We start from the raw sequence: 21,489 nt of genomic DNA, 5'->3' as shown, positions 1-21,489 counted from the left end.
ACGCCCTTGGCCGCTTTAGCGGCCACTTTCAGAATAAGGAATTTCATGAACGCCAAACCGATGCTCGCCCTCACCGCTGCGCTATGGCTCGGCACCTCCCTCGTCGGCTGCTCCGACGACAACGAGTCCGAGACGTCCGAGGGCACGTCACAGCAGAGCGAAAACGTCACCTCCGGTAATGGTGGCGGCAGCAACGAGAGCGCGGACTCAGCCGGTGAAGACGACACCAGCGACGAACAAGGCGACGACATCTCGGAGATGAGCCCGGCGGATCGCCGCGAGGCACTGGAGCAGTCCCTGCGCGCCAACTTTGATCCCCAGCTCGGAGAGATTCGCTACCTGGTCGGCTGGAGTGACCTGAACGACGATGGTCAGGACGAGGCCGTGGTCCACGTGGTCGGCCCGATGGTCTGCGGCACCGGTGGTTGCGATACCCTGATCCTCGAAGCCCAGGACGACGCCTACCGCGTCATCAGCGCCCAGCCCACTACCCAGCCTCCGATCCAGCTTGGCGAAGCATCTCACGAGGGCTGGCGAGACCTGGTGGTCAAGCGCCACCTGGCCGCCGATCAGCCGGCTCAGGCCCTGCACCTGCGCTTCGACGGCAGCAGCTACGTCGAAGCCGAGGGCAACGAAGGCGAGGCCGAGAACGCCACCGTCCTGATCGAAGACCTCAACAGCCTCGATGACGCCCGTCCGCTGTTCACCGGTGAGGGGGCCATGTCGGGGTCTCTTGAAGGTGACATGGAAGGCGAGATGGAAGAAGCGATGGAAAGCGAGCGTTCAGAGCCGGAGGTCGACCCCGACGCCGCCGCTACAGCCGCCGCACCGCAAGGTAGCGATGACGACCAGGCTGACAACGAAGGAGAAAGCACAGAAGACGGCGACGACCGGCAAACGGACGCTAGCCACAGCGGCAATTGATCGCCAACACTCGGCGAAGCCTTCTTTGCCGACAAGGCGCCGGGCCTCTTCACGAGGCCCGGCGCTGTCGTTTCCCAATCTAGCCGGTCAGGCGGCGGTGGCTCCATGCCTGGCCAGACCACGCCCCAGGACATGGATCCCCCAGGCCACCACAAAGGTCAGCGGTGCCGAGGCTCCGGCCAGACTCGGCGACAGCATCAGCGCGATGCCGACAATCGCCGCCAGGGCCCAGGCCGCCAGCCCCACAGGGTTGAAGGCGCTGATGTCAGCGTCCAGATCGACCTCGAGACGCCCCTCCGGCGACAGGATATGGGCCAGTGCCACCCCCACCCAGGCCACCACGAACACGCCTTGATAGACCAGGGCCGCCAGCAGGTAGCTGAACACGTCCGCCCGCATCAGCAGGTAGGCAAGCCCGCCCACCAGACAGCCGGCCAGGATCTTGTTGAGCTTGAGGCCCGTGAGCTTGCCGACGAAGGCCTCGAGATTGACCGTCGCCAGGTAGAAATTGGCGGTATTGATGCGGCTCTGGGTCACCCACACCAGCGCCAGCCCGCCGAGCCCCATCAACTCGAGCAGCCCCAGCACGATGGACGCCTCCGACAGGCCGTCGGTAGGCAGGCAGGCGTCGAGCAGGATCCCCACCACTCCGCTGAACACGAAGGTCATCAGATAAAAGGGAATGCCGAAGGTAACGCGGGCGTGGAAGCGGCTATCCTCGACGCGACCGAAGCGGGCGTAGTCGAAGGTAAACATCATCAGCACCCAGACCCCCATGTAGTAGGCAAAGGTGGACAGCCAGCCGAAGGGACTGGCGCCTCCTTCGGGCACCCGGGAGAGCCAGCCGGAGGGATAGCCGAACTCGGCCATCGCCATGCCCACGGCGATCAGCATGCCGACGATGTACACCGGCAGCAGCACACCATTGAACTTGTCGAGCCAGTGCTGGACGCTGCCGAAGATCAGCGAGACTCCGACCACCACCACGATCAGGGTAGCGCTGGCCATGCCGAGCGAGGGCGACCACTCGGACAGCACCAGCGCCATCACATAGCCTTCGAACACCGCGTAGTAGAGCGCGGTGGCAAAAAAGATCAGGGTCGCGATCATCGCTCCCAGATGACCGAACAGGACCCGGGAAAACAGCGCAACGGTCAGCCCGGTACGTATCGCATAGCGGCTGATCACCGCATTGATGACGCCGTAGCAGACCACCGTCAGGGCGATCCCGATCAGCGCATTGGTGGTGCCGTAACTGCGGGCCATGGCGGCGGCCACCACCATGTAGAAGATGGCGCTGCATACCGCCCACCAGGCCATCATCAGATTGCCCCTGGGCATGCGTTGGTCCAGGGGCATGGGGCGGTCGGCGAAGTCGCCGGCGCCTTGCCCACCCTTCTCGCGGGATGTCGTGTCGTTCATGGTTGTTGCCTCGTGCTGTTGTTGTGGTTGGGCGAAGCCCCTTGGACAGAAGAGTCAGCCCATACCTCGGTGACAGGGCTCGAGTGACATTCCGGGCAAGGGGCGCCCGGGCGGAGGCGACTGACTCCGCCGGGCAAAGTGGCAATTGCGGGAATAAGTGAGACGGGATCGAAGCACTCAGGCCCTTGCCTTCGATCCTTTTCAGCCGGCTAGTCGAGCGCCTGGCCGAGGGCCTGGTCCCGGGCATCGCCCAGTGCTTGACGCAGCGCCTCCAGGCGCTCGGCGTAGGCCTTGCGCGCGTCCAGCGCCTGTTCGAGGGAGACCCCGACGAATCGCACCTTCTGGTGGGGCTGGATCTGGCCCACCAGATCCATGTCGGCGCTGATCACCGTGCCAACCATGGCGTAACCACCGCCGGACACGGCGTCTCGGTGGAGGATGATCGGCTCGCTGCCGGCGGGCACCTGGATCGAGCCGATGGGATAGCAGGCATCGACGATGTTGGACGGGTCGTCACCTGCCCCGAAGGGCGGCTCTCGCTCGATGAACCGAAGCGGCGTGCCGCCCTTGAAGCGATAGCCGATGCGATCGGCCTCCGAGGCCACGCTCCAGTCCTCCTGATAGAAGCGTTCCCTCGCCTCTTCCTCGAGCAGGTGGTCGTAAAGTCCGGGTACAACGCGCAACTCATAGTGCTTGGCAAAGCGCGGCACAAAGGCCTCGGGAAGACGCCGACCGACTGCCGCGCGGGTTGCGGCGTTGGGTTGACCGACGGGCAGCACATCGCCCGCCTTGAGCGGACGCCCCTCGTAGCCACCGAGGGCGCCGAGCGCGTAGGTGCTGCGGCTACCCAGACGCTCGGGCACATCGATGCCGCCCTCCACCGCCAGGTAGAGCCGCGCCCCGGCACGCACGAAGTCGAAGCTCAGCACACTGCCCGCTGGCACCTCGAGCACCTCGAAGTTGGGATGGGGCTGACCATCGATCTTCGGCACCATTTCCGCGCCGCCGGTGGCGATACGACAGGCCTGGGTAAAGAGCAGCTCCGGCCCCATCAGGGCGCACTCGAGTACCGCGGCGTCCTCGGCGTTGCCCAGCAGCAGGTTGGCCGAGCGCATGGCGAACTGGTCCATGGCGCCAGAGGGCGGAATGCCCAGGTGGTAATGACCGGCGCGTCCGGCATCCTGGACCGAGGTCGCAAGCCCCGGCTTGATCACTTCAATGCTCATTGAGCACCTCCTCGACGCGACGGGCCACGGCTTCGGGGGCCTCGCGATATTCATCCAGGTCGAACACGAATGGCGCGGTTTTCGGGCGGAAGCGCCCGGCCTCGGCAGCGGCCACCATGGCGTCGTACTCGCTGCGATCGACGGGCCGATGCTTGACGATGTCCCCGGGGCGGAAATAGATCATCGAGTCGTCGATGTGGGGCTGGCTGCCGCTGGGATCGTAGATCGGCATGGGGGTCACCCCGAACATCTGATAGCCCCCGGCGCCGCGCACCGAGTAGATGCAGCTGAAGCAGCCGCCGTAGCCGACGGTCTGCTTGGGCGTATCGGTACGAGGCCGCACGTACTTGGGCACCTCGATCTGGCGCTCTCGGGGCACCATCTGGTACATGAACGGCAGGCCGGCGACGAACCCCACCATGGACACGAACCAGGGACTGGCGCTGTGGGCCTCGATAAAGCCATCGACGCTGGCAAAGCCGTTGATCCTGGCGGCGTACTCCAGGTCGGTGCCTGACGGGTCCTGGTGGCGATCGCGAAAGCGCATCAGCGTCTCGTGGGTCCAGGGGTCGTTGTAGAGCACCGGCACCTCCACCACCCGGGTCTCCAGGCGCTGAACCTGCTGGCCGAGCACCTCGGCATCGACCTGCTCCAGAGTCTCGATCAAGCGTGACAGCGGCAGCCGGTCGGGATCGTAGCGCACCTGATAGGAGGCATTGGCGGGACAGATTTCGGTCACCCCGGGGATCTCGCGCTCGGCAAGCCGACTGGTGATCGACACCCCGCGAAAGAAGGCTTCCAGGTTCATCGCCTCGGACAGTTCGACGAACAGGAACTCGTCTCCGGCGGCGCTGTAGCGTGCGGGCTTGGCCTGCCTGGGGTCACGCTGGGTGGATGGCTTCATGACGCTTGCTCCTGTGCCGATGGTGCTGACGCCGCCGATGCTGTGTCCAGCCAGTGCTCCAGGGTGCCGGTATGGAAGTCGCCGCGACGTACCGCCTGGTCTTCCACCAGCCGACGATGCAGCCCCGCCGTGGTGGTGAAGCCCTCCAGCGTGAATTCGTCGAGGGCACGGCCGGCGCGGGCCAGCGCTGAGGCGCGATCCTCGTCCCAGACGACCAGCTTGGCCACCAGCGAGTCATAGAACGGCGGCATCCTGTAGCCCTCGTACAGGGCGCTGTCGACGCGCACCCCCGGGCCGGTGGGCCAGGTCAGTCGCTCGACCTGCCCCAGCGACGGAAAGAAGCCATTGTCCGGGTCTTCTGCGTTGATACGCATCTCCACGGCCCAGCCACGTATCGCGATATCGGCCTGGACCACCCCCAGCGGCTCACCCAGGCAAACCCTGAGCATCGCCCGCACCAGATCGACACCGGTGATCATCTCGGTGACCGGATGCTCCACCTGGATGCGGGTATTCATCTCGATAAAGAAGAACTCACCGCTGTCATCGTCGTACAGGTACTCAAGCGTCCCGGCGGCCTTGTAGCCGACGTGCTCGGCGAGCGCCACCGCGGAGGCGCAGAGGCGCTCGCGGGCGGCCTCGTCCAGCGCCGGCGATGGGCTTTCCTCGAACACCTTCTGACGCCGTCGCTGCAGCGAGCACTCCCGCTCGTACAGATGCACGGCACGCTCACCGTCGGCCAGGATCTGCACCTCGATATGTCGTGCACGCTCGATAAAACGCTCGAGATAGACGCTGTCATCGCCGAAGGCGGCTCGCGCCTCGCTCTGGGCCAGCGGTAGCTGGGCGCGGAGTTCCGCCTCGTCGGCAGCGGTGCGAATGCCGCGCCCGCCACCGCCGGCGGCGGCCTTGATCAGCAGTGGATAGCCGACCTCCAGGGCGACCTTCACCGCCTCCTCCACGTCGGCCACCGCCGACGGCGACCCCGGCACCACCGGAACACCTGCGACCAGAGCGGTGCGCCTGGCCTCGGCCTTGTTGCCCATGCGCTCGATCAATTCGGCGTCGGGGCCGACGAAGATCATGCCGGCCTCGACCACACGGCGCGCGAAGTCGGCGCTCTCCGACAGGAAGCCGTAGCCGGGATGGACCGCCTCGGCACCGACTTCCCGGGCTGCCGCCAGGATCGCCTCGATGTTCAGATAGCTCTTGGCGGCCTGGGCCGGGCCGATACATACCGCCTCATCGGCCAGTTTGACCGCCAGGCTGTCGGCGTCGGCCTCACTGTGGGTGACGATGCTGGTCAGGCCGAGTTCGCGGGCGGCGCGCACCACCCGCACGGCGATCTCACCGCGATTGACGATCAACAGACGGGTCGCGTTCATGCCTCGCCCTCCGAAACGTCGATGACCAGGATGTCCTGACCGGCTTCCAGCACATCGCCGTCATCCACCTCGATGGACGCGATCTGGCCTGTCACCTCGGCCTTGAGTTCGCAGAACTGCTTCATCACTTCGAGCAGGCCGATGGTGTCGCCGGCCTGGACGCTATCACCCGGGGACACGAAGGCCTCGGCCTCGGGCGAGGGACGGCGATAGAAGACGCCGGGAAAGGGGGCTTGCTGTGTTTGCTGGGACATGAGATCTCTCGCTTGTCATTGGAATTGGTTTGCGCTGAACACGATCAAGGTGAAGATGGCTGTGGCCAGGCGGCCGCAGGCTCAGGGAGCCTTGAGCTCGATGCCGGCATCGGCCAGCCGGCGGCGGATGGCGTCGAGCATCTCCAGCGCCCCGGGGGAATCGCTGTGCAGGCACACCGACTGAAAGCTGACCGGTACACGCTTGCCGCTGGCGGTCTCGACCACGCCCTCGCGGGCCGCCAGCAGCACCTTCTCGGCTACCGTTTCGGGGTCGAGGCGCTGCACCTGGCGGACAAAGACGATGGAACCCTGATCGTCGTAGTCACGATCGGCGTAGAACTCGTGGACACGCTGGATGCCCTCGGCCTCGGCCACACGATCGATCACCGACCCTGCCAGGCAGTAGATCGGCAGATTGGCGTCGATGGTCATCAGTGCACGACATAGCGCCGTGGCGAAGCCCTCGTCCCTGGCCGCGTGCATGAACAGGGCCCCGTGAAGCTTCAGGTGATGAAGGCCTAGGCCCTCCCGGGCGGCCAGTTCGCGCAAGGCGCCGAGCTGATAGATGACGTCATTGACCAGTTCATCGGCGGCGGCGTGAATATGCCGGCGACCAAAGCCGACCAGGTCGCGAAATCCGGGATGGGCCCCCACCGCGACCCCGTGCTTCGCCGCCTGCTGCAGGCTATGGGTCATGATGGTTGGGTCGCCGGCGTGGAAGCCGGTGGCGATATTGGCGGAACTGATGCCGGCCATGATGCGATCGTCGATGTCTCCGCCGATGCGCCAGGCGCCGAATCCCTCCCCCATGTCGGCATTGAGGTCCAGTGTTGTCATTGTGGGTCTCCTCGCGGGTGTTCCATCGTTGTATATGAGAGACGCCACTGATTGGAAATACCAATTCTTGTTTGGCATTATCAAAAAATCCGAATAACAGGTTCGAACAACAGAACTTGAGGGAGATCTCACATGGCGCGCAGTCCTTCCCTTCGCAAGCTGCGCTACTTCGTGGCGGTGGCGGAAAGCGGCAAGGTGACCCAGGCCGCGGTGGACCTGAACGTGTCCCAGTCGTCGATCACCACCGGGGTGCGGGAAATCGAGGACGAGCTGGGCGTCAAGCTGTTCGACCGACAGGCCCAGGGCATGGTGCTGACCCGCGAAGGCACCCGCTTTCTCGACCGGGTCAGACACGTCTTCCAGGCGGTGGACGAGGCCTTCGACTCGACCCGGGTGCACTCGCCGACGCTGGAGGGACGCCTCGATCTGGCCATGAGCTATACCGTGGCGGGTTACTTTCTTCCGCCGCTGCTGGCACAGTTTCAACGTCGCTATCCCGGTGTGACGGTACGCCTGCACGAGGCCTCGAGGCCGACGATCCAGGCCGGCCTGCTCGGCGGCCGCTTCGATCTAGCCATCATGCTGATCTCCAACCTTGAACCGGGTGCCCCGCTGGCCCAGCACCTGCTGATTCGATCGCCCCGCCGCCTGTGGGTCGCCAGCCACCACCCTCTTCACGGCAGGCGCGACGTTGGCCTGGCCGACGTCGCCCGCGAGCCCTATATCATGCTCAACGTCGACGAGGCCGAGCAGACCGCACTGCGCTACTGGGCACCATCGGGACTCGGTCCACAGACGCTGTTCAGCACATCCTCGGTGGAAGCGGTGCGCTCCCTTGTCGCCAGCGGCTCGGGCGTCAGCATCCTGTCGGATATGGTCTATCGGCCCTGGTCGCTGGAGGGCCGACGCATCGAGCACATCGACCTGGCCGACCCCATCCCGACCATGGACGTGGGCTTCGCCTGGGACCGCAAGCGAGCACTGTCGCCGCCGGCCCAGGCGTTTCGCGACGCCCTGATCGAGGCCATGGCGGCGGGCTGACGGCACGCCAGGTACCAGGGGCATGCCACAACGCAAGCGACCTCCCGAAGGAGGTCGCTATCAAAGATTGCAGGTGGCGTTGCCACAAGAGGCGTTCAGCCCTCGACCGGGATCACTGCGATGATGTGGTCCTCGAGGTCGGCCTCGTCCACCTCGGTCTCGGGGATGGCGAAGCTGCGCACGCTGATACCCTTGCGGTGGACCCGCTCGGGATCACCGCAGATCAGATGGTGCCAGCCGGCGAGCTTTCGTCCCTCGGCCAGCCGTCGGTAGGCGCAGGAGTGCGGCAACCACTTGAACTGGTGGGCGAGCTCGGGCGTCAGTTGGGTGCAGTCCGGCACCTTGGCGAGGCGATTGTCATAGTCGCTGCAGCGGCAGCTGTGGGTATCGAGCAGCCGGCAGGACAGGCCCAGCACCGCCAGATCGCCGGTGTCCTCGTCCTCGAGCTTGCGCAGGCAGCACTGGCCGCAGCCATCGCACAGCGCCTCCCATTCCTGCAGGGTCAGCTCATCGAGCGCGTAGCGCTCCCAGAAACGTTCTCTCAGCTCGGCCATGACGTCAGTAGCGGGCTTCGGTGGGGGTGCGATACAGGTCCAGCAGATACTCGTCCTTGGCCGGCGGCATCTGAAAATAGAACCCCTTTTCCTCGATCGCCGCCATCACCTCGGCGCCGCTGGCGCGCGCCAGCGCCTTGTCGGCGGTGAGGATCATGGTCATCACCGATACCGGCGTGCCGAAGCGCTCCATCAGCGCTTCGGGGACCGGCTTGAGCCCCTCGCGCTTGTCCACGTAGAGATACATCTCGTCCTTGCGCGAGCTCTTGAATATCTCGCACAGCATCTTGCCCTGCATCGTCGTCATGTCGGTCTCATCGGGCGCCACCTGGGCTGCCCTGTCGGTCTGGTGGGCGTCCTTTCGATTCATCGGACGCCTCGTCGTTGCTGTTAGTGTTTCGTCAGCCTGGTCGAGTCCTTCTTTCTAGCCGGCTTGGGCCAACTCCCCCAGGGCTCCTTCAAGGCGCTCATTAAGTCGTTCGCCACGCCAGCCACTGGGCAGCGGCAGCGGCTGGTTGCGCAGGCTGGCGGTGACCAGGGCTTCCAGCTCACGCCGGCGCAGCAGCACTTCGGGGGCGACGCCCAGCGACTCGGCGTCGAGATTGACCACCTTCTTGAGCGCCTTCATGCGCGCCTTGAACGGCGGCAAGGTTGGTGCCAGTGGCGCAGGTGCGAGCTCCGAGACCTCTCGGTGGGCGGCCTGCTTGACCATCGCCAAGAGGGTGTCGCCCTCTCGCTTGATCAGGGTCGGCTTGACGCCCTCCACCGCCGCCAGGTCATGACGGTTGGCCGGCATCTTCTCGGCGATGGCGTAGAGCACACGATCCTGAATCACCCAGTTGCGCGGCAGGTCCCTGGCCCGGGCCTCGCCCTCGCGCCAGGTGGTCATCAGGCGGTAGGCCTCGACCTGACGCGGGGCCAGCCGCCATAGCTGACGCTGGCGCAGGTACCACTGGCCGTCGCTTTCGCTGGAGCGCTGCGACTGGGCCACCAGGTCGGTACAGTCCTCCAGCACCCACTCGAGTCGACCGTGGCGCTCCAGCGACTCACGCTGGTGCTGCCACACCATCAGCAGGTAGACCACGTCCAGCGCCGCGTAGCTCAGCTGGGAATCGCTCAGGGGGCGCTCCAGCCAGTTCGAACGGGTCTCTTCCTTGGGCAGCGTCTCGCCCACCCAGAACTCCACCAGCCGCTGGTAGCCCATGGCGGCGTCTTCGCCCAAGAGCCCCTGGGCCACCTGGGTGTCGACCAGCGGCGTCGGCGCGACCCCGGCCCAGTGGCCGAATACCTCGAGGTCCTCGCTGCTGGCGTGCAGCAGCTTCAAGGCGTCATTGGTCAGCAGTTGCCGGCAACGCTCGGTGCAGGCGACCTCCAGCGGGTCGATCAGATAGGTGGCGTCGCCACCGTAGATCTGGATCAGTGCGGGAACCGGGTGAAAGGTCTTCTCGCGAAAGAACTCCGTGTCCAGCGCCAGTACCGGTGCCTGGGACAGCGCCTGGCAGGCGTCGTCGAGAGCGTCGGCGCTATCGATCCATCGAATATCAGGGATTACAGGCATTCAAGCATCCATTTGAGGCAACAACGTTCGCCCGACTTATTCACTGTCGAAGGGCAGGCGACCGGAAAAGGCGCGGCTCAAGGTCCCGCCGTCGACGTACTCGAGCTCACCCCCCATGGGAACACCATAGGCCAGACGCGACAGACGTGCACCGTGGCGCTGGATCTGGGTGGCGATATAGTGGGCGGTGGCTTCGCCTTCCACGGTGGGATTGGTCGCCAGCACCACCTCTTCGATCAGGCCCTCTTCCATCAGGGTCTCGAGCTGATCGAGACCGATGTCCTCGGGCCCGATACCGTCCAGAGGCGACAGGTGGCCGTGCAGCACGAAGTAACGTCCCTGAAAGCCGCCGGCCTCCTCGATGGCCAGCATATCCGCCGGCGACTCGACCACACACAGCAGGCTGTCATCCCGACGCGCGCTCTGACATAGCCCGCACAGCGGCTCTTCGGTCAGGGTCCGGCAGCGCTGGCAGTAGCCTACCCTCTCGACCGCCTCACGCATCACCTCGGCCAGACGCTGGCCGCCTTCACGCTGGCGCTCCAGCAGGTGCATGGCCATGCGCTGGGCGGTCTTGGGCCCGACGCCCGGCAGCACGCGCAGTGCGTCCATCAATTGCTCGACCAGGGGAGAAAAACTCATGGGCAAACTCGTCCAGCGCCGGGCAAACACTGCGTCCGGCGGATACACTCTCGCCCAGGCCAGTCGCTGGCCCGGGTCGCGTCAGGGTCGGCTCAGAACGGCATCTTGAAGCCGGGCGGCAGGTTGAGGCCCGAGGTCACCTCTTCCATCTTGGCCTTGGAGCTGGTCTCGACCTTGCGCACGGCGTCGTTGACCGCAGCGGCCAGCAAGTCCTCGAGCAGTTCCTTGTCCTCTTCCATCACCGACGGGTCGATCTCGACCTTGCTGACGTCATGGCGGCCGTTCATGGTCACCTTGACCATGCCGGCGCCGGCTTCACCCAGCACCTCGGCCTTGGCGATTTCTTCCTGGACCCGCTGCATCTTGTCCTGCATTTCCTGGGCCTGCTTCATCAGGTTACCCATTCCACCTTTCATCATGGTCCGATCCTCTCGTTTTAAACTGTCAGGCACAGACGCTCAGCGTCTGGCCTTGCGGGTCTCGCCGGCGGGGGTCACGGTGGACTCCACCAGCCTGGCGCCGAATGTCTGCTGCAATTGTTGAATATGGGGATCACGCTTCAAGGCCTCAACCGCTTCGGCGTGGCGTTCCGCTGCCAGGCGTTCGGCCATCTGCCGCGGAGTCTCGACGCTGGTGTCGAGCTGACGCACCTCGATCTCGAGTCGACGGGGATACCCCAGGGCCTCGAGGGCATCGCGAATCCGGTTCTGGTGAACCTCGGCGTTCATCGCCGATTGCGACGGGTCCAGATGCAGATGTAGCCGTTCACCGTCGTCGGCGGCCACCACGCAGTGGGCGGCAAGGTTACGGGTCAGGCCCGACACGCCAAGATCATCGAAGTGGGCCAGCCAGGCGCTGTGAGTCAGCGCCCCTGTCGGCATCGCGGTAGTCTCGCCAGCGGCGGGCTCTGCGGCGTGCTGCTGGTGCTGCGAGGCCTCGTCGACCATCGCCTCGGCCGCCCTCTCCTCGACCTCGACGTCGGGCTCAAGGCTTGGCTCGGGGCTGGGCTCTGGGCTTGGCTCCGGGCTTGGCTCAGGGCTGGGCTCTTCGCTACTCGCTTCGCTCCCGGCGACCGCAGGCGTTTCGGCCAGGTGCGACTCAACCGGGTGCGGTTCGGTCGGGAGCGGCGGGTCCTGTGTGGACGCCATCGCTTGCCCGGCCTGGGCCTGGGCCTGGGCCTCGGCGGACGGCGTCTCGGCCGGGCCGACCGGCTCGTTCGAGGCGGTCGGTGCCGGCTCGCTGGCGACGGCGGTGGGCGCCTCAGCGCCCGGCGTAGGGTCCTCGGGAGCACCGCCCTCCCAGGGCGGCGGCACGTCACTGGCGTGGTTGTTCGCACGATAGTCGGCTTCGCCGCCACTATCATCGCGACTGTCTGGCACTTCACCCGGCATGGGCGCTGGCCCATCGACGGGCGCCGGCGCGGCATCGACACTGGCCTCGACCGGCGCCGCCGTCTGCGCCTGGGTCTCGGACGGGGATGGCGCCCCAGGCTCGGGCTGTGGTTCAGGCTGCGGTGCGGGCTGAACGTGAGACTGAGCCTGGGACTGCGCTTGAGCCTGGCCGTGAGGCTGAGTCTGGGCCTGGCCGTGAGGCTGAGCTTGGTTCTGGGCTGGGGTCTGAGCTTGTGTCTGAACTTCGGGCTGCGGTTCGCTCCGAGAGTCAGGCTGCGCGGCAGACGGTGAACCCGCCTGCGGCGCTGCCTCGCCGCGCATCGGCAGCGGCGTCCGGGCGGGCCTGGGCACGCCCTGGGGACGAAACGCCAGCATCCGCAGCAGGGTCATTTCCAGGGCGGTACGCAGATCAGGGGCATGGGCCATGTCGGCACGTCCCTGTACCCCGATCTGATAGTAGAGCTGCACGTCCTCAGCGGCGAAGCGCCCGGCCAGTTCCAGCAGCGCCTGACGGTCGCCGTGGCCGTTGTCCAGCGCCGACGGCACCATCTGACCGATCGCCAGGCGGTGCAGCACCGCCGTCAGATCGTCGAGCACCGCGCCGAAGTCCGGGCCCTGCTCGGCCAGGCTCGCCACCTCCTGGAGCAGCCGCGCGGCGTCCACCTCGGCCAGCGCCTCGATCAGCGCCAGCACGTGGCGATGGTCGAGGGTACCGAGCATGGCGGCGACGTCGGCGTGGCGGACCTCACCCTGGCCGAAGGCGATCGACTGGTCGGTCAGACTCATGGCATCGCGCATGGAGCCGGCGGCGGCCTTGCCCAGCAGCCACAGTGCAGACTCCTCGAAGGGTACCTGCTCGGCTTCCAGCACCTTGGACAGGTGGCCGACGATACGCTCCGGCGGCATATGCTTGAGGGTAAACTGCAGGCAGCGCGACAGCACCGTGGGCGGCAGCTTCTGCGGATCGGTGGTCGCCAGCAGGAACTTCACATGGGGCGGCGGCTCTTCCAGGGTCTTCAGCAGCGCATTGAAACTGCTGGTGGAGAGCATGTGCACCTCATCGATGAGGTACACCTTGTAGCGGCCCTGGGTCGGCGCGTACTGAACATTGTCGAGCAGCTCGCGGGTGTCTTCGACCTTGGTCCGAGAGGCGGCGTCGACCTCGATCAGGTCGACGAAGCGGCCCTGGTCGATGGACTGACAGCTATCGCAACGGCCACAGGGGGTCGAGGTCACGCCGTCGTCACCTTCCCCCTTGTCGGTGCAGTTGAGGCACTTGGCCAGGATACGCGCCAGGGTCGTCTTGCCGACACCTCGGGTCCCGGTGAACAGGTAGGCATGGTGCAGGCGGCCCTGGTCCAGGGCATTGACCAACGCCCGCTGGACATGCTCCTGCCCCACCAGTTCATGGAAGGTGCGAGGCCGCCATTTGCGGGCCAGTACCTGATAGCTCATTGAACGTTCTTTCCTGCGGCTGGGCTTTGGGCCAGGCGACCCGCTGAGACAACGCGGCGGGAGCGAGGCGGCGTGGCGGTCACGCGACGGTGTTTCCCGCCCGATGGTCGTGGCATTCTACCGGGTGGGGCCTTGGGCGCAAAGGCCAAGGGGGGTTCACGCCGTTGAAGCGGCACCTCACACCTGTGCGCCCGTCTGGCGTTGCTCGCATCCGCCACTGGTGAGAGGTACCCGCAGCCAACCGACGGTAGCGTCCCGCCTTCCATTGCCACAGGACCCTTCATGTCTGACTCCGCGCCCACCTCCTCCGAGACGCCCCCCACCGCGAATCGACGGCTATCGCCCTCACGGCGACTGAAGGTGCTGCTGACGCTGGCCATCGTCGCGGTGATGGCACTGTCCTGGCTCGATGTGCTCGACCGTGCGACCCAGCGCCAGGTAGAGGGCGCCACTACCCAGGCGCTGCTCGCCTTCGCTGCCGCCCGGGGGCTCAATGCGGGCATCTCGGTGCTGCAGTCCACCGAGATGGGCGTTGGCGTGTCGACCCATCCCTTCGAGGCGCTGGACCCCTTCAACGACCTGGTGGAGGACTACGCCAGCGTGATGAAGCTGGCCATCGGCTCACTGATCGGCCAGACCCTGCTGCTGGAAATCACCGGCTCGCTGATGTTCAAGATCGCCCTGAGCCTGGCCGGTGCCTTGCTGATCCTGTGCCTGTGGCGAGACTGGCGGCTGACGCCACTGGCGTGGAAGGCCTTCGCACTGATCGGACTCGGCCGGTTTCTGCTGCTGCTGACACTGGTGGCCAGCACCCTGGTGGATCAGGCGTTTCTCGATGAGCGCACCAGCGCCAGCATGGCCGAGGTCCAGGGCCTGTCCGAAGAGGTCCAGGCCACCGGCCTGGCCGAGGCCGGCGATGCCTTGACGCCACAGCAGCGCGAGCGGCTTGAGGCCGAGATGACCGATACCGACCAGCGGCGCCAGCAACTGCGCGAATCGCTGATCGAGACCAATCGACAGATCGGCAAGGCCGAGGACGCGGTGGAACAGAGTCGCGGTCGGCTGTCGCTGTTGACCGCCCGGCTGAGTCTGACCGAGCGCCTCAACCCCTTCCACGACAACCCCGAGATCGAGCGCCTCGAACAGCAGCTTGGCCAACGGCGACAGCGCCTGGCCGAGCTCACCGACGAGCGCGAGAATCAGCTCGCCGAGCTCGCCGCCGTGGACCGCGAACGCGATACCCTGCGACGCCGCCTGGCGGGCGAGGACCCGGACGAAGGTCTGTTCGACGGCCTGGCCGAGCGCATCGGAGCCCTCACCGACGGCCTCAGCATCAGCGCCATTCAGAGCCGAGTCGAATCCGGCACCAACGCCATCCTCCAGTTGATGGCGCTGTTCGTGATGCGCACACTGGTGATTCCGCTGCTGTTTCTATGGCTCGGGCTGAAGCTGTTCAAGGGGCTGTATTCGCGGCCCAGGGCATCGTTTTGCCTACCACCACCCAGGCAGGAGCGGGTGATCAACGATACTACGCACTGAGTCCCTCGACAGGTTTCCGGGAGCCCCCATGACGCCAGGATCAGCGACACACAGAGCATCGCCCCTGGCCACGCCATCAGAGGTGCTCCTGCCGATCACCGACCCCGACTTCAAACGTCGATCTCCGCAACTGTGCCGCCGCCTTGCACCACCCGGCCACCCCTGCCCAGTGCGCCTGCCGTCCACAGCCACCGGCTGGATGATCGCCGACTTTGACGGCGTGCGCGACCTGTTGCGAAGCGATCAACTAAGCAAGCGACCACCGGGTCATCAGGCCCGGTCCATCCATCCGCTCTACGACAACCTTGTCGGTCTCGACCCGCCACGTCATACCTATCTGCGCCAGGTGCTCAACCAAGCGATGCCGTCGTCACTGCTGCGTCGCTGCGGCGAACACATTGCGCCCTGTGCCGACCGCCTCGCCCGGGACCTGGTCCACGCCTGCCTCGACCGAGATATCGATGTCGTAGAACACTACGCGCTACCGCTCTCGCTCAGCACCCTGATCCGGCTACTTGGCTTGCCTCCCGGCTGCGATGCCGAACTGCGTCAATGGTCGCAGAGACTGCATCAAGCGGACCTTGAGTCACCGGAACGCAGCGCCGACATCGTCGGTGAATTACAGGACTTTATACGCCAGGCACGACATCGCACAGTGGCACCGCAGACGTCCATCATCGCTCGGCTGCAGAGACTGAACTCCCGACAGGCACTGAGCCCTGACGAGTGTGACGCCATGCTGTTTCTCCTGACCATGGCAGGCCACGAAACCAGTGTGCACCTGATCACCTCTCTCATCTGGCGGGCGCTAACTCCGAGTCACACCTGGCACCGGCTACGCCAGGATCCCAAGCAAATTCTTCCTTTCGCCGAGGAGGTTCTGCGCCTCGAACCTCCTCTGGAGTTCGCGACACCGCGCTTCACGCTAGCGCCAATCACCATTGGCCAGACTATCTTGCCCGAAGGGGCTGCCGTCTTTCTCGGCATTGCTGCCGCCAACCGAGATACCACTCGCTTTCCACGACCGGACCGGCTCGTGTTGACGTCAACGCCGCGCCCTTCTCACCTGTCCTTCGGCAGCGGCCACCACACCTGTCCCGGCGCGACGCTGGCACGCCTGCAGGCACACCTGGCGCTAGAGGCCTTATTGCGCCACGGCCAACACCTGGCGCTGAGTCCAGCCCCTCACCTTTGCCCTCGCTGGATGCCAGGCATGAACGAAAGAGGACTTCAACACCTGTTTGTCCACCGGCGTGACGACTTTTCTGTGCCCACACGGGCCGCCTATTCTGCGCCGGTTCTTCGCCCCTGAGACCGCCGGGACAGCCGAGACAGCCGCCACCCTGTGGCGACGGCCTGTTCTGAACTGCACCAGGTTGACGTCCCTGCGCCGTGGCATTGTTCACGTCGTCGGTACGAAAAAAATGGCCATTGACCAGCCTGAGTGAACGTCTATACATCAAGAAGACAGCCAGCCCCACGCCCATCACCCGAACGTCGTGCCCTGGCGCAGCGCTCAGGCAAGGGTTTCCAGGTCGGCTGAACCAAGCTAGACCAGGCCTCCTTGGCCGGGTCAGCGACTCGTCACCCCACGCCCGATAACAGAAGTCCGACAACACAAGGGAGTCACCATCGATGACATCGTCTCTCTCGACACGCCTCGCACATGGCCGGGAACTTGCCGACGCCGTGCGTGAAGGTCTGCTCGCCGATCGGCTCGACACTCGGCAAGCCGCCCAACTGATCCGACAATCTGCTACCAATTCGGCTGCGTCTTCTCGACTCGAAGCGCTTCATGACGCTGCCAGTATCCACCTTTGCCCCTGGCACACCTGCCAGGCCACTAGGCATAACTGACTCGCCGCCAAATCCGACAACCTGTCCACACCTGGCCGACGGCTGAAACCGGCTTCCCGCCGGCATCGAGGATGATCGACGAAGGGGGCGTTGTGACGTATGACGTGGTCATCCGAGGCCTCGGCCAGGGCAGCGGCCGAGGACGCCATTGACGCTCTATGCCGCGAACTGGCACCGACCTGGCGCATCGCTGACCGCGGGAGTTCCCCGTTGCATTGGCGCGTCGTGAGCCATCCGCAGGCACGCCTTCCCCGGCAGGGCTGGAAGATCCACCTGTCCTGCGCCACCATCGCCTTTGCCGAGTTCATCCGCCACCTCACTCCCTGGCTGGCCAATCAGAGGCTTTCCTTCAAGTTTCCCCGGGACCTCGACGGCGTGGCATTCCTGAACTCCGGTGACGCCGGTATCGAGCAACTGGGCAAAATCGTCACCCTCTATCCAGCCGTCGACACCCAGCTGAATCGACTGCTTGACGAACTCGACGAATTGCTGCCCACCGCCTGCGGGCCTGAGGTCCCCTCCGATCTCCAACGTCGTCCCGGTGCGCTATCCCTGCGCTACGGGATATTCCAGGCGGGACAGACGATCATCGACGCCAGTGGCACGCATCACCACGCCCTGCGACTTGCCAATGGCGAACTTACCGTTGACCGTCGATGCCAGCGCGGACGCCAACCCTCCGGCATCAGGCCTCCGCCGGCGTGCCGACCGCCGCAGGCGTCAGCGCTGGAGATCGGCCAGCGTGTCAGCTTGGCCGACCTTGAACTGATGGTGGTGGAACATCTCAACACCTCTGCCCGCGGCGAACTCTATCTTGCCCTCCGCCTGGATGACGCCAGCACCACCTTGATCAAGACGGCTCGCCCCGGCGTCGGCGGCATCGCCCCCGATGACAGGGCCGAGACCAGGCTTGCCCGGGAGGCGAAGTTGCTGGCTCGGATGTCCACCAAAGGCTTGACCCCTGCGCTGTACGGCAGCGCCGTCGACCGTGCGGGGACGGACCAGTGGCCGATGCTGGCCATGCAGGATGTGCGCGCGCCCACGCTTGGCGAACTTCCTCTGGAGGATATGCAGCGGCGCCTTCCCGATCTGGCCAACAGTCTGGCGCGACTCCACCGACAGGGTATCGTCCACGGAGATATCACCCTGAACAATGCCCTGGTGACCCCCACCGGGATCATGCTGATCGATCTTGAGCACGCCAGCGAGGCCGGCAAGCATGTTTCACCTGCCGGCACACCTGGCTTTCGTGCCCCGGAAAGCCAACGGTCAGGGCCTGCCTGGCCATCACGCGACGTGCATGGGCTCGCGGGTTGCCTGTTTCAAGCGATGACAGGCATCCCACCTGGACTGGTCTGCGATGACAGCCGACGCCTGGCGCTGCTGCTGGCCAACAGTGGGCAGCGTCGAGCCGCCCGCCTGACCCTCCGACTAGGACACCGGCTGCCGCACAGGCGCCCCAGCGCCGAGTTGGCAGCGCAACAGCTATTCCACCTGATACCGACGCCATTGGACCTTGCCGCACCCGCCAGGCACCTGAGCGCCGCTGAGTGGCGCTGGGTCAGGCGCAGCGCGCATTCAGCCGCCCTGGCCACCCGAGACTTTCGCCGCCCCGGGGGCGCTGGCTGGCGCAATGGGCACAGCCAGCGGGATTTCGTGTGCCAGGGCATCAACGTCGGGGCAGCCGGCATTGTGCTGGGACTGATGGCTGTAGACACGGGTCTAGGCCAACGCCACTTCGACGAGGATGTCTGCGATGGCGCCACCTGGCTGACGGGCCAGAGTGGCAAGGACCAGGCCGCCGGCTTGTTCACCGGCAATGCCGGGGTTGCCCTGGCGCTGAGCGTAGCGGGGCTGCGCCACCGGCGCGAGGACTGGCTCGAGGCGGCGGCGAATCGTCTTCACAAGGCCATCAGCGGTGTCGAATCCAGCGACCTATTCTGCGGTCAGGCCGGAGTGCTGTTCACCGCCTGCCTGATCCAGCAACTGGTCGAGGACATCACACCACGCCTGGCGACCCAGGTCTGGGCCCCGCCATTGGCGGCGATCGACTCTTTGGCCCTACAGCTGATCACCCGGCTACAGTGGCAAGATGCCGCCCCCCTATGGCTGGATGGCAGCACCAGCCATGACTACCTCGGCTGCGCCCACGGCAGCGCCGGTATCGCACTGGCCATCGCACAGTGGGGCCATCTGCGGAAAAACAACGGAGCACTGTCCCTGGCGCGGCGGGTCTTCCAGGCGCTGGTCCAGACGGCCCGCGATCACCCGCAGGGACAATTACCCATGCGCGCCTCCTCCAGCCAGGTACATGCCCCAGGCAACTGGTGTCACGGCACTGCAGGGCTGCTGTGGGCGATGCTTCAGGCCTTCCCTTGCATCGACGGACTTGAGGCGGAGGCCCGGTGGTGTGTGGAAAGTCTGGCCAGAGTGCCCCCGATCGGTACCCCGACCTGCTGTCATGGACTCGCTGGCCAACTGGAGTTGTGGTGTATGGTCACTACCCTGCCCCCCCATCGCGCCCTGGCCCAGTCGCGCACCGCAAGTCTGGTGCGCGCACTGCGCCTGTTGTGGAAGCCCAGCGGCCACTCGCCCTGGGCCTCGGATCATCCGTCACTGACGACGCCAGATCTGTGGATCGGTTTTCTCGGCCCGGCCAGCGCCCTGGCGCTGCACGCAAGGGAGGCGTCGGCGCCGCTGCTGTCGCTGGAGTCGTTGAGGTGGCTGGCGGCGCCGCTTGATGTTGCCGCGCACGCCCATGATCCTGGAGGACTCGCGCAATGATGGACGCGGTGCGGTTGCTCGACGGGCCTGAGCTCAGGCGCCAGCGTCAGGACCTGGCAAACAATGGCGTCATCTGTCTTCGCCAATGTATGGATGAGCGCGCGCTGAACCAGGCACGCCAGGCCTACCAGTGGTCTCTGGAGCACCCAGGCCCCTTTGCCGGTCAGGTACTCGAAGGTGCAGACGGCAGTTTCTACCAGGACCACGCCAACCCCCGCGCCTTCCCTCACTACCGCCCGCTGCTGGTGGACAGCGGACTTGCCTCCTGCCTGGCGGCGCTGCTGGCAACCCATCGACTGTGGCTGCTGTACGAGCAGATCTGGCTGAAGTCAGAGAACTGCCGCGCTACGCCGTGGCATCAGGACCTGCCCTACGTGCCGTTGGGTGGCCATCAACTGGCGACCATTTGGATCAATCTCGAGCCGGTCGCCGAGCAGTGGTCACTGAGCTTCGTCAGCGGCTCTCACCTTGGACCACTATACAACCCTACAACCTTCAAGGCCGAGACACCTGAGCAGGCCATGTTCGACGACCCGTCCTGGCCACCACTGCCGGTACTGGACGACAAGATATCTCCCGCACCGCGGCGCTGGGCCCAGGTACCGGGAGATATCATCGTGTTTCATCCAGCCATACTCCATGGCGGCGGCGCCACCGGTGGAGGGGTGACGCGCCGCAGCCTGTCACTGCGCGTGTTCGGTGACGACGCCCACTGTGCAGCGAGACCCTTCACCGTGCCTGCCACTACGGCCACTGATGATCCTGTCACCGCCATGTTCCAACGCTCGCCCGGCAGCCCCTTTCGCCACCCGGGTTTTCCTCGGCTGGTGTGACGCGACAGGCCCCCATGAGCGAACGACTTACCCTGCGCCCCTTGACCGCCGCGGCGGACTTCGCTGCCGAGGTCGTCAACCCCGACACCCACTACCTGCTGTCTGCCGAAGGTCTCGGAGAACTGGCAGCGCTGTGGCAACGGCATGGCGTCCTGGTACTACGCGGTTTGCCTATCGACGACGAGCGACAGCTGGCATTGGCCGTCGGACTGGGCACCCCCGCGGGCGGTTTGTTCACCTCCACCAACGTCGATGCCCAGGGACGTCCGCTGAGCGATAAACACGCCCTGGCACTGCTCAGGCTCAACTGGCTCTGGCACCAGGATGGCTGCTACTGGCCTCGCCCCCTGGCGGGGCTGATACTTCACGGTATCGACGTCGACCCTCGCTACGGTCATACGCTATTCGCAGACCTGCGCGCGGCCTATCGTGCACTCCCGCACTCGCTGGCAGTTCGGCTGAACCGCGTAAGCGCCTGGCACAGCCTGGAATATCTGGTGACCACGCAGCCTCTGCCTCCGTTGGACTCGCACGAAAGGGCCAGCTTGCCGGGTGCTCGACATCCTCTTGTCTCCCGCTCCCACGCTCAAGTGCCGACACTGACGCTGAGCCCCCCCTACATGGAGTCCTTAAGCGGCTGGACCGACTCGCCCCCCCAGGCACTGGTCAAAGCGCTGGTGCGCCTTGCCACCGCACCGTCTCGTCTCTATCGCCATCGCTGGCAAAAAGGCGACCTGCTGCTGTGCGACAACAGCTGCACCATGCACCGCGTGGCCGCCTACCCGGTCCACCGCCTGCCCCGCAGCGTCCGAGGTGTGAGCCTCCAAAGCCTGCACCCACGACAGCGGTCGGCCCCATCAAGTGAAGGGCGGTAACGCACGGA

General features: G+C 65.6%; 19 protein-coding genes. 7 read left to right on the top strand and 12 right to left on the bottom strand.

Annotation, left to right across the window (positions count from 1 at the left end; translation table 11 throughout):
* Nucleotides 1-45: 45 nt before the first annotated feature.
* Nucleotides 46-924: a hypothetical protein gene (locus KUW00_RS13430; RefSeq protein WP_222569303.1), complete on the top strand. Its 879-nt coding sequence runs from the start codon at nucleotides 46-48 to the stop codon at nucleotides 922-924.
* 87 nt (nucleotides 925-1,011) lie between these two features.
* On the opposite strand, the gene KUW00_RS13425 is transcribed toward KUW00_RS13430, so the two are convergent.
* The 6 genes from KUW00_RS13425 to KUW00_RS13400 form a co-directional block, all read right to left on the bottom strand.
* Nucleotides 1,012-2,346, bottom strand: a complete 1,335-nt coding sequence (locus tag KUW00_RS13425) for a purine-cytosine permease family protein (protein ID WP_222569302.1) — start codon at nucleotides 2,344-2,346, stop codon at nucleotides 1,012-1,014.
* A gap of 209 nt (nucleotides 2,347-2,555) precedes the next feature.
* Complete coding sequence (locus KUW00_RS13420) at nucleotides 2,556-3,572, bottom strand: biotin-dependent carboxyltransferase family protein (protein WP_222569301.1); 1,017 nt, start codon at nucleotides 3,570-3,572, stop codon at nucleotides 2,556-2,558.
* Nucleotides 3,562-4,476 carry a 5-oxoprolinase subunit B family protein gene (locus KUW00_RS13415; protein ID WP_222569300.1) on the bottom strand — a complete coding sequence of 305 codons (915 nt, stop codon included), beginning with the start codon at nucleotides 4,474-4,476 and terminating at the stop codon, nucleotides 3,562-3,564. Before KUW00_RS13415 ends, KUW00_RS13420 begins: the two co-directional genes overlap by 11 nt.
* Nucleotides 4,473-5,861: an acetyl-CoA carboxylase biotin carboxylase subunit gene (locus tag KUW00_RS13410; protein WP_222569299.1), complete on the bottom strand. Its 1,389-nt coding sequence runs from the start codon at nucleotides 5,859-5,861 to the stop codon at nucleotides 4,473-4,475. Before KUW00_RS13410 ends, KUW00_RS13415 begins: the two co-directional genes overlap by 4 nt.
* Nucleotides 5,858-6,115, bottom strand: coding sequence for an acetyl-CoA carboxylase (locus KUW00_RS13405; protein ID WP_045993215.1), 258 nt, complete (start codon nucleotides 6,113-6,115; stop codon nucleotides 5,858-5,860). The genes KUW00_RS13410 and KUW00_RS13405 overlap by 4 nt, the downstream gene beginning before the upstream one ends.
* 81 nt (nucleotides 6,116-6,196) lie before the next feature.
* Nucleotides 6,197-6,952, bottom strand: coding sequence for a 5-oxoprolinase subunit PxpA (locus KUW00_RS13400; RefSeq protein WP_124804326.1), 756 nt, complete (start codon nucleotides 6,950-6,952; stop codon nucleotides 6,197-6,199).
* Between the two features lie 132 nt (nucleotides 6,953-7,084).
* Between KUW00_RS13400 and KUW00_RS13395 the strand changes: the two genes are divergently transcribed.
* Entirely contained in the window at nucleotides 7,085-7,993 is a 909-nt protein-coding gene (locus KUW00_RS13395; protein WP_045993213.1) for a LysR substrate-binding domain-containing protein, read from the top strand.
* A gap of 95 nt (nucleotides 7,994-8,088) precedes the next feature.
* Here KUW00_RS13395 and KUW00_RS13390 read toward each other — a convergent pair whose 3' ends face one another.
* The 6 genes from KUW00_RS13390 to dnaX all read right to left on the bottom strand — a co-directional run bounded on the left by KUW00_RS13390 (nucleotide 8,089) and on the right by dnaX (nucleotide 13,593).
* On the bottom strand, nucleotides 8,089-8,547 hold the full coding sequence (locus KUW00_RS13390) for a YcgN family cysteine cluster protein (RefSeq protein ID WP_222569298.1): 459 nt from the start codon (nucleotides 8,545-8,547) through the stop codon (nucleotides 8,089-8,091).
* 4 nt (nucleotides 8,548-8,551) lie between these two features.
* On the bottom strand, nucleotides 8,552-8,854 hold the full coding sequence (locus tag KUW00_RS13385; RefSeq protein ID WP_409996293.1) for a YcgL domain-containing protein: 303 nt from the start codon (nucleotides 8,852-8,854) through the stop codon (nucleotides 8,552-8,554).
* 117 nt (nucleotides 8,855-8,971) lie between these two features.
* A complete protein-coding gene (gene rnd / locus KUW00_RS13380) occupies nucleotides 8,972-10,105 on the bottom strand; it encodes a ribonuclease D (protein ID WP_045993211.1) in 1,134 nt (377 codons plus the stop codon).
* Nucleotides 10,106-10,141: 36 nt separating this feature from the next.
* Nucleotides 10,142-10,747, bottom strand: a complete 606-nt coding sequence (gene recR, locus KUW00_RS13375; protein WP_045993210.1) for a recombination mediator RecR — start codon at nucleotides 10,745-10,747, stop codon at nucleotides 10,142-10,144.
* Between the two features lie 92 nt (nucleotides 10,748-10,839).
* A complete protein-coding gene (locus tag KUW00_RS13370) occupies nucleotides 10,840-11,166 on the bottom strand; it encodes a YbaB/EbfC family nucleoid-associated protein (protein WP_045993209.1) in 327 nt (108 codons plus the stop codon).
* 39 nt (nucleotides 11,167-11,205) lie between these two features.
* Nucleotides 11,206-13,593 carry a DNA polymerase III subunit gamma/tau gene (gene dnaX / locus KUW00_RS13365; RefSeq protein WP_222569297.1) on the bottom strand — a complete coding sequence of 796 codons (2,388 nt, stop codon included), beginning with the start codon at nucleotides 13,591-13,593 and terminating at the stop codon, nucleotides 11,206-11,208.
* A 282-nt stretch (nucleotides 13,594-13,875) separates the two neighbouring features.
* Between dnaX and KUW00_RS13360 the strand changes: the two genes are divergently transcribed.
* From KUW00_RS13360 to KUW00_RS13340, 5 genes are all read left to right on the top strand, one after another.
* Entirely contained in the window at nucleotides 13,876-15,132 is a 1,257-nt protein-coding gene (locus KUW00_RS13360; RefSeq protein WP_222569296.1) for a hypothetical protein, read from the top strand.
* A 199-nt stretch (nucleotides 15,133-15,331) separates the two neighbouring features.
* Nucleotides 15,332-16,444, top strand: coding sequence for a cytochrome P450 (locus KUW00_RS13355; protein WP_222569295.1), 1,113 nt, complete (start codon nucleotides 15,332-15,334; stop codon nucleotides 16,442-16,444).
* A 644-nt stretch (nucleotides 16,445-17,088) separates the two neighbouring features.
* Complete coding sequence (locus KUW00_RS13350; protein ID WP_222569294.1) at nucleotides 17,089-19,773, top strand: lanthionine synthetase LanC family protein; 2,685 nt, start codon at nucleotides 17,089-17,091, stop codon at nucleotides 19,771-19,773.
* Nucleotides 19,770-20,606 carry a phytanoyl-CoA dioxygenase family protein gene (locus KUW00_RS13345; protein ID WP_222569293.1) on the top strand — a complete coding sequence of 279 codons (837 nt, stop codon included), beginning with the start codon at nucleotides 19,770-19,772 and terminating at the stop codon, nucleotides 20,604-20,606. Before KUW00_RS13350 ends, KUW00_RS13345 begins: the two co-directional genes overlap by 4 nt.
* Nucleotides 20,607-20,620: 14 nt before the next feature.
* Nucleotides 20,621-21,481: a TauD/TfdA dioxygenase family protein gene (locus tag KUW00_RS13340; protein WP_222569292.1), complete on the top strand. Its 861-nt coding sequence runs from the start codon at nucleotides 20,621-20,623 to the stop codon at nucleotides 21,479-21,481.
* The last annotated feature ends 8 nt before the right edge of the window (nucleotides 21,482-21,489 follow it).

Origin of the sequence: Halomonas sp. DP5N14-9, assembly GCF_019802175.1 — a bacterium.
GTDB classification, from domain to species: Bacteria; Pseudomonadota; Gammaproteobacteria; order Pseudomonadales; family Halomonadaceae; genus Halomonas; species Halomonas litopenaei.
Note: the sequence above shows the minus strand (reverse complement) of the source record. Positions and strands in the feature narration are given on the sequence as shown.

What these genes read in the sequence shown, in the direction of transcription:
- KUW00_RS13390 (WP_222569298.1), bottom strand. Translation starts at nt 8,547, where the DNA reads ATGGCCGAGCTGAGAGAACGTTTCTGGGAGCGCTACGCGCTCGATGAG.
- KUW00_RS13425 (WP_222569302.1), bottom strand. Translation starts at nt 2,346, where the DNA reads ATGAACGACACGACATCCCGCGAGAAGGGTGGGCAAGGCGCCGGCGAC.
- recR (WP_045993210.1), bottom strand. Translation starts at nt 10,747, where the DNA reads ATGAGTTTTTCTCCCCTGGTCGAGCAATTGATGGACGCACTGCGCGTG.
- KUW00_RS13395 (WP_045993213.1), top strand. Translation starts at nt 7,085, where the DNA reads ATGGCGCGCAGTCCTTCCCTTCGCAAGCTGCGCTACTTCGTGGCGGTG.
- KUW00_RS13385 (WP_409996293.1), bottom strand. Translation starts at nt 8,854, where the DNA reads ATGACGACGATGCAGGGCAAGATGCTGTGCGAGATATTCAAGAGCTCG.
- KUW00_RS13420 (WP_222569301.1), bottom strand. Translation starts at nt 3,572, where the DNA reads ATGAGCATTGAAGTGATCAAGCCGGGGCTTGCGACCTCGGTCCAGGAT.
- KUW00_RS13350 (WP_222569294.1), top strand. Translation starts at nt 17,089, where the DNA reads ATGACGTGGTCATCCGAGGCCTCGGCCAGGGCAGCGGCCGAGGACGCC.
- KUW00_RS13415 (WP_222569300.1), bottom strand. Translation starts at nt 4,476, where the DNA reads ATGAAGCCATCCACCCAGCGTGACCCCAGGCAGGCCAAGCCCGCACGC.
- rnd (WP_045993211.1), bottom strand. Translation starts at nt 10,105, where the DNA reads ATGCCTGTAATCCCTGATATTCGATGGATCGATAGCGCCGACGCTCTC.
- KUW00_RS13430 (WP_222569303.1), top strand. Translation starts at nt 46, where the DNA reads ATGAACGCCAAACCGATGCTCGCCCTCACCGCTGCGCTATGGCTCGGC.
- KUW00_RS13345 (WP_222569293.1), top strand. Translation starts at nt 19,770, where the DNA reads ATGATGGACGCGGTGCGGTTGCTCGACGGGCCTGAGCTCAGGCGCCAG.
- KUW00_RS13410 (WP_222569299.1), bottom strand. Translation starts at nt 5,861, where the DNA reads ATGAACGCGACCCGTCTGTTGATCGTCAATCGCGGTGAGATCGCCGTG.
- KUW00_RS13370 (WP_045993209.1), bottom strand. Translation starts at nt 11,166, where the DNA reads ATGATGAAAGGTGGAATGGGTAACCTGATGAAGCAGGCCCAGGAAATG.
- KUW00_RS13360 (WP_222569296.1), top strand. Translation starts at nt 13,876, where the DNA reads ATGTCTGACTCCGCGCCCACCTCCTCCGAGACGCCCCCCACCGCGAAT.
- KUW00_RS13355 (WP_222569295.1), top strand. Translation starts at nt 15,332, where the DNA reads ATGATCGCCGACTTTGACGGCGTGCGCGACCTGTTGCGAAGCGATCAA.
- dnaX (WP_222569297.1), bottom strand. Translation starts at nt 13,593, where the DNA reads ATGAGCTATCAGGTACTGGCCCGCAAATGGCGGCCTCGCACCTTCCAT.
- KUW00_RS13400 (WP_124804326.1), bottom strand. Translation starts at nt 6,952, where the DNA reads ATGACAACACTGGACCTCAATGCCGACATGGGGGAGGGATTCGGCGCC.
- KUW00_RS13405 (WP_045993215.1), bottom strand. Translation starts at nt 6,115, where the DNA reads ATGTCCCAGCAAACACAGCAAGCCCCCTTTCCCGGCGTCTTCTATCGC.
- KUW00_RS13340 (WP_222569292.1), top strand. Translation starts at nt 20,621, where the DNA reads ATGAGCGAACGACTTACCCTGCGCCCCTTGACCGCCGCGGCGGACTTC.